General features: G+C 69.8%; 12 protein-coding genes and 1 pseudogene. 6 read left to right on the top strand and 7 right to left on the bottom strand.

Features of this window, described 5'->3' with window-relative positions; all coding sequences use genetic code 11:
- Both ACILRF_RS03880 and ACILRF_RS03875 read right to left on the bottom strand, forming a co-directional pair.
- Positions 1-316 (bottom strand): annotated as a pseudogene (locus ACILRF_RS03880) (TonB-dependent siderophore receptor); the annotation flags it as partial.
- Positions 317-442: 126 nt separating this feature from the next.
- Positions 443-1,255, bottom strand: a complete 813-nt coding sequence (locus ACILRF_RS03875) for an alpha/beta hydrolase (protein ID WP_395670953.1) — start codon at positions 1,253-1,255, stop codon at positions 443-445.
- Positions 1,256-1,335: 80 nt separating this feature from the next.
- Here ACILRF_RS03875 and ACILRF_RS03870 point away from each other — a divergent pair, with 80 nt between their 5' ends.
- Together ACILRF_RS03870 and ACILRF_RS03865 are read left to right on the top strand one after the other, a co-directional pair.
- On the top strand, positions 1,336-2,403 hold the full coding sequence (locus ACILRF_RS03870) for a FecCD family ABC transporter permease (protein ID WP_395670952.1): 1,068 nt from the start codon (positions 1,336-1,338) through the stop codon (positions 2,401-2,403).
- Positions 2,400-3,179, top strand: coding sequence for an ABC transporter ATP-binding protein (locus tag ACILRF_RS03865; RefSeq protein WP_395670951.1), 780 nt, complete (start codon positions 2,400-2,402; stop codon positions 3,177-3,179). The genes ACILRF_RS03870 and ACILRF_RS03865 overlap by 4 nt, the downstream gene beginning before the upstream one ends.
- A gap of 7 nt (positions 3,180-3,186) precedes the next feature.
- On the opposite strand, the gene ACILRF_RS03860 is transcribed toward ACILRF_RS03865, so the two are convergent.
- The 5 genes from ACILRF_RS03860 to ACILRF_RS03840 form a co-directional block, all read right to left on the bottom strand.
- On the bottom strand, positions 3,187-4,254 hold the full coding sequence (locus tag ACILRF_RS03860; protein WP_395670950.1) for a YncE family protein: 1,068 nt from the start codon (positions 4,252-4,254) through the stop codon (positions 3,187-3,189).
- Positions 4,255-5,379, bottom strand: a complete 1,125-nt coding sequence (locus ACILRF_RS03855; RefSeq protein ID WP_395670949.1) for an ABC transporter substrate-binding protein — start codon at positions 5,377-5,379, stop codon at positions 4,255-4,257.
- 81 nt (positions 5,380-5,460) lie between these two features.
- Entirely contained in the window at positions 5,461-6,636 is a 1,176-nt protein-coding gene (locus tag ACILRF_RS03850; protein ID WP_395670948.1) for an amidohydrolase, read from the bottom strand.
- A 16-nt stretch (positions 6,637-6,652) separates the two neighbouring features.
- Complete coding sequence (locus ACILRF_RS03845) at positions 6,653-8,029, bottom strand: ATP-binding protein (RefSeq protein ID WP_395670947.1); 1,377 nt, start codon at positions 8,027-8,029, stop codon at positions 6,653-6,655.
- Complete coding sequence (locus ACILRF_RS03840; protein WP_395670946.1) at positions 8,007-8,684, bottom strand: response regulator transcription factor; 678 nt, start codon at positions 8,682-8,684, stop codon at positions 8,007-8,009. Before ACILRF_RS03840 ends, ACILRF_RS03845 begins: the two co-directional genes overlap by 23 nt.
- 160 nt (positions 8,685-8,844) lie before the next feature.
- On the opposite strand from ACILRF_RS03840, the gene ACILRF_RS03835 reads away from it, so the two are divergent.
- Genes ACILRF_RS03835 through ACILRF_RS03820 form a run of 4 tightly spaced genes read left to right on the top strand, consistent with a single transcriptional unit; the run spans position 8,845 to position 12,552 of the window.
- On the top strand, positions 8,845-10,014 hold the full coding sequence (locus ACILRF_RS03835; protein WP_395670945.1) for an isochorismate synthase MenF: 1,170 nt from the start codon (positions 8,845-8,847) through the stop codon (positions 10,012-10,014).
- The gene (locus ACILRF_RS03830; protein WP_395670944.1) at positions 10,014-11,642 is read left to right on the top strand and encodes a (2,3-dihydroxybenzoyl)adenylate synthase; all 1,629 of its coding nucleotides are present in this window, start codon (positions 10,014-10,016) and stop codon (positions 11,640-11,642) included. The genes ACILRF_RS03835 and ACILRF_RS03830 overlap by 1 nt, the downstream gene beginning before the upstream one ends.
- Positions 11,639-12,286: an isochorismatase family protein gene (locus ACILRF_RS03825; RefSeq protein ID WP_395670943.1), complete on the top strand. Its 648-nt coding sequence runs from the start codon at positions 11,639-11,641 to the stop codon at positions 12,284-12,286. The genes ACILRF_RS03830 and ACILRF_RS03825 overlap by 4 nt, the downstream gene beginning before the upstream one ends.
- Positions 12,283-12,552 carry a phosphopantetheine-binding protein gene (locus ACILRF_RS03820; protein WP_395670942.1) on the top strand — a complete coding sequence of 90 codons (270 nt, stop codon included), beginning with the start codon at positions 12,283-12,285 and terminating at the stop codon, positions 12,550-12,552. Before ACILRF_RS03825 ends, ACILRF_RS03820 begins: the two co-directional genes overlap by 4 nt.
- The last annotated feature ends 4 nt before the right edge of the window (positions 12,553-12,556 follow it).

The raw sequence follows: 12,556 nt of genomic DNA, 5'->3' as shown, positions 1-12,556 counted from the left end.
AGGTGATCCCCGGCTGGGTCGACAGGATCTCGCGCAGGCTCAGCAACTGCTGGGCGCGGATCGTCTGGCCGGAGACGACGGTGATCGTCTGCGGGGTGTCGAGCAGCGGCGCGGTGTATTTGTTCGATTGCGGCTGGTCGTGCTGCGCACGGACATCGACCCCAGTGACGGTGTAGGGCTGGTCGTCGGCGGAGTCGGCGGCGTCAGCCGCGACGGCGACCGGCGCCATCATGAGGCCTGCCAGGCTGGCCACGGCGGCGGCGCCCAGCGCCCGCTTCGCCCGCGCCTGTACCGGCGCCGTCTTCTCGTATTGCATAAATAGGCCTCTACGCGGCCACCCGTCATGGCCAGTTGCGAGACGTTCTTAGTTGCACGTTCTGGCTATGACAACGCAAATCACTCGCAACTGTGAAGTTTTATGCAGGCTCTGCCGCGCCGTGTCCTATTGGCCACGCGCCAGGGTCGCGACCGCCGCCCGTAGCGCGGCCGGGCAGGCGGCGAAGGGGCTGGAGCCGTGGTCCTCGGCGACGAGCTCGCCGCCGGTCACCGCGCCCGGCGCAAGGACCGCCGCGAACCCCTGCAGGGCCTCGGCGGCCCGCCGCCCCATCGCCCGACGGTCGGGATCGGCCTGGGCCTCGCGCTCCCCCCACGCCAGGTGGACCGAGAGGTCGCGGCCGCTCGCCGCCGTCGCTGCCGTCAGCGCCAGCCCGGGCGTCCACCACAGCGACGGGCTGATCAGCGTCCAGGCGCGGAAGAGCCCGGGCGCCCGGCCGAGGGCATAGAGCCCAAATAGCGCGCCGAGCGAATGGCTGAACAGGGCCGCGCGCGACAAGTCCAGCGGGGCCGCGGCCTGAAAGGCCGGCATGGCCCTCTCGGTCAGGTAATCAAAGAAGGCCTCGCCGCCGCCCCCCGGATGTGGCGCCGTCTCCGGCGCCGCCGGCTCGCCGGTCGTGAAGTCCCAGGCCCGGCGCCGCGAATCATGTCGCGCGCCTTCGAAGGCGATCCCGGCCACCGCCAGCGGCGCCACTCCGGTCTTGGCCGTGCGGCGGGCAAGGGCCGCGGCGGCGCCGGCCACCAGCTGGAAATGAAGGCCGCCGTCCAGCACCACCATCACCGGATGCCCGGCGGGCGGCGCAGGCACGTCGGGAACCGCCAGCATCAGCTCATAGCCATAGCCGTCCGCCGCCGGGACCCGGCGGCTCAGCTGACCCGGCGGCTGCAACGCCGACCAGTCGCTCGCAATCCGCGCGGCCATCAGAATTTCCCTCAACCCTAGTGGAGCCGGCGCGCACGCTGTATTGCGATCCGATCTCAGGAACCGGGGCCTTCTTAGCCTTGATCGACGCCGCCGCCGACTCCGCGCTTGCCGCCAGCCCCGTGCTGCGCGACCACCGCGCCGCCAAGGCTCGCCGGCGGCTGGTCGTCATCGGCCTGGCGCTGGCCTGCGTTGTCGCCTTCGCCCTCGATCTCGCCACCGGCCCGTCCAGCCTGCCGATGGACCGGGTGCTGCGCGGTCTCTTCGAGCCGTCGGTGCTGTCCCCCGCCGAGTCGGCCATCGTCTGGCAGATCCGCTTGCCTTACGCCCTGATGGCCGCCCTGGTCGGCGTCGCGCTGGCGCTGTCGGGGGCCGAGATGCAGACGGTGCTCAACAACCCGCTGGCCAGCCCCTTCACACTCGGGGTCTCCTCGGCCGCCTCCTTCGGCGCCTCCCTGGCCATCGTCTTTGGCGTCGGCCTGGCGGCCGCGCCGCAGGGCCTGCTGACCACCCTCAACGCCTTCGTCTTCGCCCTGGGCTCGGTACTGCTGCTGCAGGTCCTGGCCCGGGCCCAGCGCGGCGGGGTGCAGAGCATCGTCCTCTTTGGCATCGCCCTGGTGTTCGCCTTCAACGCCGCCACCGCCTTGGTGCAGTTCGTCTCGTCGCCCGAAGCGCTGCAGCAGCTTGTCTTCTGGACCATGGGCTCCCTGTCCCGGGCGACCTGGAACGCCGTGGCGATCATGGGCGCAGTGGTCCTGCTGGTCACGCCCTTCTCCCTGCTGGCCGCTCGCTCGCTGACCGCCCTGCGGCTGGGCGAGGACCGCGCGATGAGCTTCGGCGTCGACGCCGGCCGGCTGCGGTTCATGTCGCTGCTGCGCGCCAGCCTGCTTTCGGCCGCCGCCGTCGCCTTCGTCGGCGTCGTCGGCTTCATCGGCCTCGTTGCGCCGCACATCGCCCGCCTGCTGGTCGGCGAGGATCACCGCATCTTCCTTCCGGCCAGCCTGCTCTCCGGCGCCCTCCTGATGTCCCTGGCCTCCACGGCCTCCAAGACCCTGGTGCCCGGAGCGCTTCTGCCCGTGGGCATCGTCACCGCCGTGATCGGCGTGCCGGTCTTCCTCGTCTTGATCCTTCGGAACGCGCGCGGATGAGCGGGCTTCAGGTCACGGCCCTGAGCGCCGGCTACGGCGGCAAGCGCATCGTCGACGCCATCGACCTGCCGCCGCTCGCGGCCGGCACCACGACCTCGCTCGTCGGCCCGAACGGGGCCGGCAAGAGCACCCTGCTGCGCGCCATCGCCGGCCTGATTCCGGCCGTCGGCTCCGTCCGTCTGGACAATGAGGAACTGAATGGCGCGCCGCTGCGCCAGCGCGCCCGGCGCGTCGCCTACGTCCCCCAGGCCCTGCCCCAGGGCGTCGGCTTGTCGGTGCTGGAAACGGTGATCGCCGCCCTCGAGGCCAGCGCTCCGGACGAGACCGCCCTGGTCGGGGACGCCGCCAGCCAGGCCCTGGCCGCGCTCCGGGAGGTCGGCGCCCAGGATCTCGCCCTCCAGCGCATCGACCAGCTTTCCGGCGGCCAGAAGCAGCTCGCCGGCCTCGCCCAGGCCCTCGTGCGACGCCCGAAAGTCCTATTATTGGACGAACCCACCAGCGCCCTCGACCTGCGCCATCAGCACGAGGTCCTCGATCTCGCCCGCCTCTACGCCCGCCAGCGCGGCGCCGTGGTGGTCATGGTGCTCCACGACCTCCAGGCCGCCGCCCGCGCCTCGGACCAGCTGCTGGTCCTCTCCCACGGCCGCCTCGCGGCGACCGGCGCCCCATCCGACGCCATCACCCCCGCCATGCTGGCCGAGGTCTACCAGGTGAGAGCCCGCGTCGAACCCTGCAGCCAGGGAATGATCCAGGTGCTGGTCGACGCGGTTCTCTAGTCGTGCATCACGGACGCACGACCGTCAGCGTATCGCCGGCCGGATCCTCCGGCACGGGCGTCCCGGCCGGCGCACCCCGCGGCAGCCCACGGCGCTTATTGGTCACGAAAACCCGCCCGGTCGCCGGATCCAGCGCCAGCGACTGCGGCAAGGTCCCGGTATTGAGGTTCGAGACCACCGCATAGTTGCGCGTATCCACGACGGTCAGCGTTCCGGCCCCGCGGTTAGCGACGTAGGCATGGTTGCGCCGCGGATCTACCGCCACGCTCAGCGCCCCGGCGCCCGTCGGGATGTTTTTCAGCAAGGCGCCGGTGTCGGCGTTCAGCACCGTCAGCTCGCCCGAACCCTGATTGGTCACGAACAGTCGCTTTCCGGCCGCGTCGTAGGCGACGTTGACCGGGCCCTGGCCGCCGGAAGGCCAGCGGCCGATGACCTCGCCGTTCGTCAGGTTCACCGCGACCACTTCATGCGCCCCCAGGCCCGTGACGAAGGCCCGCTTGCCGACGGCGTCGATGGCGAGACCGGTCATCCGGTTGGTCGGAACGGTGATGACGCGCTCGATCTTGCGGCTCGCCTCGTCGACCACCCAGATGTTGTTGTCGCCGGCCTCAGGCGCGCCGCCGACCACCGAGATGTAGGCCTTGCCGGCCGCCTCATCGAGGACGATCTCACGCACGTGCGGCGGCTTCTCGGAGGCCGGCTTCAGGTTGGCCACCGACTTGCCGGTCTTGAGGTCGATCAGCACCAGCTGTCCGCTGCGGGTGTCGGTGCCGTACAGTGTCTGCGTGCGGGTGTTGATGCCGAGGCCGAACACCGGATTAGCCGAGACGTCGATCGCCCCGGAACGGTTCAGGCTGGCCGCGTCGAACTTCACGACAGCGGCGTTGTTCGCGCCCCGCTGGCCGGTCGCGGCCACGTAGACCGACTTGTCGGCCGGATTGAACACCAGCTGATAAAGACCGCCCGGGTCGGCCTTGATGCTCTTCTCCACGACAGGAGCGGCGGTCGCGGCGGTGGCCGCGGCAGCGGCGATCGCGACGATGACGTTTCGCAGGATCACTTTGAATTCCTTCAATCAAGCCTTCGCCAGGTCAGCCCAGTAGGCTCCGGCGTAAGGCACGGCGAGAAAACGGTTGTTGATCTCGGCAAGGGTCTTCGCCGGATCGAGGTCGGAAAACAGCTCGGGGTGGATCCAGCGGGCCAGCGCCTCGATCGCCACCACATCGATGGGCGAGTTGATCAGCTGGTGCGACAGGCCATGCACACGGCCCTCGCGCACGGCTTTCAGCGTGGCGATGCCGCGGCGCGAGGCGACCTTGCGCAAACCGGCCTGGCCCTGTTCCGGCGTGAAGTCCGGCCCGGCGACGAACCCGCCTGCCTTGGCCAGGTGCGGCCCGCCCGTGGCGATGTAGACGTCCGGGTCCCGCTCGATGACATATTCCAGGTTCAGCTTACCGAACGGCTGTTTCAGAACGTCGGCGCCGATGTTCCGGCCGCCAACGAACTTGATGTAGTCCCCGACATTGCCCGATCCGGGCGAATTGCAGCAGTCCGGCGAGAGACCGGCATGCGCCTCCAGGAACACCGTCGGCCGGTGATCAGTCGGGATCTGCGCGACCCGAGCGGCGATGGCGTCCAGCTTGGCCTTGCGGAACTCATTGAACGCCGCCGCCTGTTCCGTCCGGCCGGTGAGGGCGCCGAGCAGGGTCAGGCTCTTCGGCTGGTTCTCGAACGGGTGGGAGAAGAAATCGATAAAGGCGACGCCGACCCCGGCCGCATCGAGTTGGGCGATCTGCGCTTCGGTCGGGCCGTTACCCAGCGAAACGACGGCCGTGGATGGCCGGGCGCCGAGCACGGCCTCGACGTTGAACGCCTCGTTCGAGGGCGGGACCTTCGGCAGGCTCGCGAGCGCCGGAAATTTTCCGACGTAGGCCTTGTACATGTCCGCGCCGATCCTGTTCACGTCGCCCGACCACGCGGCCAGCGCCGACACCGGGTCCGGATGGATCAGCGCAAGGGCGATCAGGTAGCGCCCATCGTCGATCGCCAACTTGCCGCCTGGGGCCGCCTTCACCGGCCGACCCGAAAGGTCGGTCAGCCGCGCCGGGGTCCGGGCGCCCTCCGTCCGCCTGCAGGCAGTCAGGCACGTGGCCACGCCGCCCAGAAAGACGAGCCGGCGGTCGGGCCTCGAAATGCTCATGAAACTCCTGCGGAACCGGCCGGCAAAGCTAGACTTGCACGTGTTACTGCGAGCCATTCGCAAAAGCAAACACTCTTGCGGCTAGTCCAGACGTTGCTCCACGATCCGCATGAGCACGGAGGCCGCGACCGGCGCGAGAGCGTCGTCGAAGTCATAGACCGACTGGTGAACCATCGGCCCGCCCTGGCCGAGAAACAGGTAGGCCCCCGGCGTCCGCTGCAAGAGGTAGGCGAAGTCGTCGGTGAACGGGTAGGGGCGCAGGTCGCGGGCAACCGCGCCGGCGCCGAGCACCTCGCTCGCGGCCTGGGCGGCGAGTGCGGCCTGCTCTGGAGCGTTGACGCAGGGCGGGACTTCGGCCGTCACCTTCGGCCTCACGGTGCAGCCCGTCGTGCGGGCCATGCCGTCGCAAATCGCCTCCAGGCGCGACCATAGCTCGGCGATCACCTCAGGGCTCGTGGCGCGCAGAGTGCCGGCCAAGCTCGCCTCGTGCGGCACCACATTGTGCGAGGCCCCGGCCTGCAGCTTCGTGACAGTGATCAGCGCCGGCTCCATCGGGTCGATGTGACGGCCAACGATGGCGGAGATGTCCGTGGCGATCCGCGCGGCGGCCTGCAGCGGGTCTGTCGTCTTGTGCGGAGCGGCGCCGTGGCCGCCAACGCCGCTCACCTCGATCTCCCATATCCGGTAGCCGTTCAGGGTCGGGCCGACGCGCACCGCCGCCTGTCCGAACGGCAGCAGCGGCATGTTGTGGTAGGCGTAGACTTCGTCGAGCGGGAAGCGATCCAGCAGGCCGTCCTCGATCATCGCCTGGGCGCCGAGACCGTTCTCTTCGGCGGGCTGAAAGATCAAAACCACCCGGCCGCGGGCCGGCGGCTGGGCCGCCAGCCGTCGCGCGACACCCAACAGCGTCGCCGTATGCCCGTCGTGACCGCAGGCGTGGCTGACGCCCGCCGTCTTTGAGACGTGGGCCGCCCCGCTGTGGTCGGGCATTGGCAGGGCGTCCATGTCGGCTCGCAATCCGACGGAGGGGCCAGGCTCCCGGCCCTCGACCACCGCCACCACCCCGGTTCCGCCGATGCCTGTGTGCGGCCGAAGGCCCATGCCTCGCAAAGTCTCCGCGACCAGGGCCGCGGTCCGCGTCTCTTCGCCGGATAGCTCGGGATGGGCGTGAATGTCGCGCCGCCAGGCAGCCATCTCGGGCGCCAGGGCGGCGAAGGCGGGATCGACGGTCAGCGTGTTTATGGTCGGGGCGTTCATGACCGCCACCGATGCGTCATTCCGCCGGGATCAGCAACTCCGCACGCAGGCCAGGGGCGTTGTCGGCCAGCACGATCTCGCCGCCATGCGCACGCGCCACCGCCGCGCACATCGTCAGGCCTAGCCCGGAGCCCGGCGCCGAGCGGCTCCGGTCCATCCGATAGAAGCGGCCCAACACCTTCTCCCGTTCGTCGGCCGGCACGCCGGGGCCACGGTCAGCGACATAGAGGGCTAGACGCTCCCCCCGTCGCTCGGCGCCCACGGTGATGTTCGGCCCCTCGCCGCCGTGGGCGACGGCGTTCTCAAGGAGGTTGGCCAGAGCCTGTTGCAGTAGCGGGGCGTCGCCGCGGCCGGGGAGGGGACCGCGTGTCGCGATCCGCAACGTCCCGCCGGCTTCTTCGATCACGGGACGGTAGATTTCGGCCGTGGCGGCGGCGAGTTCCGCTGCGTCGAACGGCTTGCGGTCGGCCTGGCCCGCCCGGCCCTCGGTCCGGGCCAGGTCCAGCAGGGCGTCGAACAGGCCGCTCAAGCGGTCGATCTCCTCCAGCCCGTCGTCGATGGCGGTTGCCGGATCGGCGCCGGTGCGGGCTTCCTCCAGCCGGTTACGCAGGCGGGCAAGGGGCGTGCGCAAGTCGTGCGCCACCGCTTCGGAGACCGACTTCAGGGCCGACATCGCCGCCTCCTGGCGTTCGATCATGCGGTTGAGGTTGGCGCCCAGTCCGTCGAACTCGCGGCCGAGGCCAATCGCGGGTAGCCGCTCGCCCGACCGGCCGGCGATGATCCGCTCGACCGCGCGGTTCACGCCCTCCAGTCGCCGCAGCAGCACAAGACCGGCCCCTAGGCCGACGGCAAGCGCCAGGGCAATGATGGCCAGGCCGGTCCACAGGGCGAAGCCATGGACGCCGCGTCTCAGGATATCGAGATGCTGAATGTCGCGGCCGATGGCCAGCAAGGTCCCGTCGCTGGTCCGCCGGCTGAGGATCAGCATGTTGGGCCGCTGGTCCGGCCAGCGGGCGGGGCGCGCCTTGGACGGCAGGTTGACCCGAAAGCCCTGTTCGTTGACGGCGATCCGCGCCAACCCGTTGCTGAAGCTGCGACCGTTCCGCGTCTCGACCAGGAACAGGTAGCGTCGCGCCTCGCGGTTTCGCGCCTGGCTTTCCAGCATGCCGATCAGGCGCTGCCCGCCCAGGCGTTCGGCGTCGGCCTGCATCACGGCCATCTGATGCACCAGATCCTCGCGGATCTCGGCTTCGGCCGAGCGGATTAGGCCGTAGTCCAGGCCGATCATCAGGACGGCGCCGCCCAGGGCAAGGATCAGCGAGATCGCCGCCGCCAGCCGCAGGCTGGCCGTTGACCAGACCGTCGGGCGCCTACTGCGGGGCCTGGAGGACATAGCCGACCCCCCGCAGGGTATGGATCATCTCAGCGCCGAAACCGCGGTCGACCTTCGCCCTAAGGCGGCTGACGTGGGCGTCGATGATGTTGGCCCGGGGATCGAAGTGGAAGCCCCAAAGGGTCTCGAGCAGCATGGTGCGGGTCACGACCTGCCCGGCGTGCTGGGCGAGAAAGGTCAGCAACTTGAACTCGTGAGGGCTGAGGTCGATCGCCTTGCCGGCCCGTACCGCGCGATGGGCGGCGACGTCGACCTCGAGGTCGCCGACGACGTAACTCCTTGGCTGCGCTGCGAGCGGCGGCCGGCGGCCTAGCGCCTGCACGCGCGCCGACAATTCCGAGAATGCGAACGGCTTCAGCAGATAGTCGTCGGCCCCGGCCTGGAGGCCTTCCACCCGGTCGTCCACGGCGCCCACGGCGGAAAGCATCAGGATCGGGGTCGCCACGCCTTCCTTCCGTAGAGCCTGGATGAGCTCAATGCCGGACATGCCGGGCAGCATCCGGTCGACCACCATGGCGTCGTAATCCCCCGTGAGGCCGAGCTCGAATCCGCGCGTCCCATCCCCCGCCTGGTCGACGGTGTGTCCCTCCTCGCGGAAGCCGCGCGCGATGAAGGCGAGGGTTCGCGCCTCGTCGTCGATGATCAGAACCCGCATGCCTGCCTTGGTTTCGGTTTTGCCGGCATTGTAATGCCGCTGTCAGGTTCCGCGAAGGAAAGCCACGCTAACAGCTTGTTGCGAGTGAGACTTAACAACGACCGGCGCCGGGGGCAACGCCCGCGGCTCGCCGCCAGCGTGACGCGTACAGGACCGCCAGGTGAAGATCGACGCCATCGAGGACGGCGAAAGCGCCGAGGCTCTGGCCTGGGCCTTCACCCTGGCCGCGCCCGAACGACGGCTGCTGACCCAGGGTCTCGCGCGGCGCCTCGAGCCGGGGCCTGCCCATACCCTTGCTGAGCGGGTTCGCGAGTTCTTCCGTACTGCTGAGGGGGTTCCTCTACTGGTCGGGGCGCTGCCGTTCGACCGCCAAGCCGACGACGTCATCTTCCAGCCGGCCGCAGTGGCCAACGCGCCGCTGGCCGCGCCGGGTCCGACCCCCGTCGGCCGCTGGCGGGTCACGCCCGAGCCCGGCGTCGAAGCCTATAAGCAAGGGGTCGCGCGCGCGCTGAATGTGCTGGCGACGAACGCGGGCGGCATGGACAAGGTCGTCCTGTCCCGCAGCCTTGTCCTAGATGCTGAGGGCCCGATCGACGCCGAGGCCCTCGCCGCCCGGGTCGGCGGCGACCCCGGCGCGGTGCGGTTCTCGACCCCGCTGGGTCGCGCCCCCGACGGGACCATGCGCCGCCTGATCGGCGCTTCGCCCGAACTGCTGGTTTCCCGGGTCGGCGACAAGGTCGTGTCGCATCCGCTTGCCGGGTCCGCCCGCCGCAGCGACGATGAGGCCCGGGACGTCGCGGCCCGGGCCGGGCTCGTCCAGTCGGACAAGGAACAGCGCGAACACGCCCTTGTCGTCGAAGCGATTCTGGACACCCTCGCGCCCTACTGCCGCGAACTGTCGGCTCCCGGCGCCCCCGACCTGATCTCGACCCGCACCATGTGGCACCTCGGCACCTGGATCAAAGGGCGGCTGAAACGCCCGGATGAAGTGTCGAGCGCTGAACTGGCCGCCGCCCTGCACCCGACGCCTGCGGTCGCCGGCTCGCCGCGCGACGCCGCCACCCAGCTGATCCATGACCTGGAAGGCTACGACCGCGGCTTCTACGCGGGCACGGTCGGCTGGACCGACGCGGCCGGCGACGGCGTATGGTACCTGTCGCTGCGTTGCGCCGAGGTCGCCGGCTCCCGGGCCCGCCTCTACGCCGGGGCCGGCATCGTCGAGGGTTCAATCCCCGAGAGCGAGGCGGCCGAGACCTCGGCCAAGTTCCAGGCCATGCTGCGCGCGTTCGGTATTGACGAGGCGGGACAGCGCCTGGATCACGGCGCCTGATGCTGCCCCTTGCGCAAACGTGGCCGGACGATCTGGCCGCCGCCTATCGCCGCAAAGGCTATTGGCGCGGAGAAACCTTCAGCGACCTCCTGCGCGCCCAGGCCGCGGCGCGACCGGACGCCGTCGCGGCGGTCGGCGGAGACCAGCGCTGGACCTACGCCGAGCTGCTCGCCAGGGCTGAGACGGCGGCGGCCGGGTTCCTCGCGCTTGGGCTGCAGCCAGGCGAGCGAGTGGTGGTGCAACTGCCCAACATCCCGGAGTTCCTCTCGGCGGTGTTCGGCCTGTTCCGTGCCGGGCTGGTCCCGGTCTACGCCCTGCCGGCTCACCGGATCACCGAAATTCGCCACTTCGCGGAGAAGTCCGAGGCCAGCGCCTACCTGATAGCCCACCAGCACGCCGGTTTCGATTATCGCGAGCTGGCCCGCCAGCTGAACGCGGGCGTGCCGGCGATCCGCCACGTCGTGGTGGTTGGGGACGCGGAGGAGTTCGTGGCCTTTGACGGGTTCAACGCCGACGCCGGCCGCTTGCCGACCACTGACGCCGATCCCAACGCCGTCGCGTTCCTGCAGATTTCCGGCGGTTCGACGGGACTCTCAAAGCTGATCCCCCGCACCCACGACGACTATCTCTACAGCATCCGCGCCAGCGCTGAGATTTGCCGCCTGACGGCGGACAGCGTTTACCTGACCGCGCTGCCGGCAGCGCACAACTTCCCGATGAGTTCACCTGGATACTTCGGCGTCCTCAGCGCCGGCGGGACGGTCGTGATGGCTGCGTCCCCCAGTCCCGATGCCTGTTTCCCACTGATCGAGCGTGAGCGGGTGACGATCACCGGCCTGGTGCCGCCGCTGGCGCTGCTCTGGCTGCAGGCCGCGCCGACGACGTCGCACGACCTCTCCAGCCTGGAGGTCCTCCAGGTCGGCGGCGCGAAGTTCCTGCCGGAGGCCGCGCGCCGCGTCCGGCCGATCCTGGGCTGCACTCTGCAGCAGGTGTTCGGCATGGCCGAGGGCCTGGTCAACTACACAAGGCTGGACGACCCGGAAGAGATTATCGTCGAGACCCAGGGCCGCCCCATCAGCGCCGACGACGAGATCCGGATTCTGGACGAGGACGGACAGCCGGCCCCGGAAGGCGAGGCGGGCGACCTGCTGACCCGCGGTCCCTACACGATCCGCGCCTACCACAACGAGCCGGCGGCAAACGCGCGCTCGTTCACCGACGACGGCTTCTATCGCACCGGCGACGTCGTGAAGCGGACGCCGGAAGGCTATCTCGTGGTGATGGGCCGGGCCACCGACCACATCAACCGGGCCGGCGAGAAGATTTCCGCCGAGGAGGTGGAGGATCACCTGCTGGCGCATCCGGCCGTGTTCGACGCCGCCGTGGTGTCGGCGCCCGATCCGTATCTGGGCGAGCGTACCTGCGCGTTCGTCATCCCGGCCGGCACTGCGCCGCGTGCGGTCGAAATCAAAGCCTGGATGCGCAAGCGAGGGATTGCTGATTTCAAGGTCCCCGACCAGATCGTCTTCGTCGAGGACTTCGCGGTGACTGCCGTCGGCAAGGTCAGCCGCAAGGAGCTGCGCGCCGCGCTGCGAGAGCGGCTGCTGGCCGAGGAAGCCAAACGATGAGTGGACCCAAGGGCCTGCCGAAGGTCGCGCCCTACGCCATGCCGACGGCCGTCGAGATCCCGCCTGTCCGCCCCGCCTGGACGCTGGATCCGGCCCGCGCGGCCCTGCTGATCCACGACATGCAGCGTTATTTCCTGCGCCCATTCGATCTAACGGCCGAGCCGATCCCGGCTCTGGTGGCTAACATCAGCCGGCTCGCGACGGCCGCCCGCGCGGCGGGCGTCCCCGTCTTCTACACGGCGCAAAAGGGCGACCAGGATCGCCGCGACCGCGGGCTGCAGGCCGACTTCTGGGGGGCGGGCATGAGCCGCTTGCCAGAGCACCAGGATATCGTCGAGGACCTGGCGCCAGCCGAGGGCGATTTCGTCCTTACCAAGCACCGCTACAGCGCATTCCAGCGTAGCAATCTCGACACCCTGATGCGGGCGCGGGGGCGCGACCAGTTGGTGGTCTGCGGCGTCTATGCCCACATCGGTTGCCAGCTCACCGCCGCCGAGGCCTTCCAGCGCGACATCGAGCCGTTCCTGGCCGCCGACGCCCTGGCCGACTTCTCGCGGGAGAAGCATATGGGGGCCATCGCCTGGACCGCCGGGGTCTGTGGCGGTGTGTTGACCACCGACGAGATCGAAGGCCGCCTGAAATGAGCGACGAGCTGACCTTCGAGACCCTGACGATCGAGCGGATGCGCGCCGATATCGCCAAGGTGCTGCACGAGGCGCCGGAGGACATCGGCGACGACGACAACCTGATCGACCTGGGCGTGGATTCTCTGCGGGCGCTGAACCTGTCGCTGGCCTGGAGCGAGGCGGTGCCGCTCGATTTCAGTGAGTTGGCCGAACATGTCACCCTGGCCGGCTGGTGGGCGGTGGTCGAGCGGCGCATCGCCGCCCAGCGCGCCGCCAACGGCTGATCTC

Source organism: Phenylobacterium sp., from assembly GCF_044236515.1.
Taxonomy (GTDB): Bacteria; Pseudomonadota; Alphaproteobacteria; order Caulobacterales; family Caulobacteraceae; genus Phenylobacterium.
This window is presented reverse-complemented; position numbering and strand designations above follow the sequence as displayed.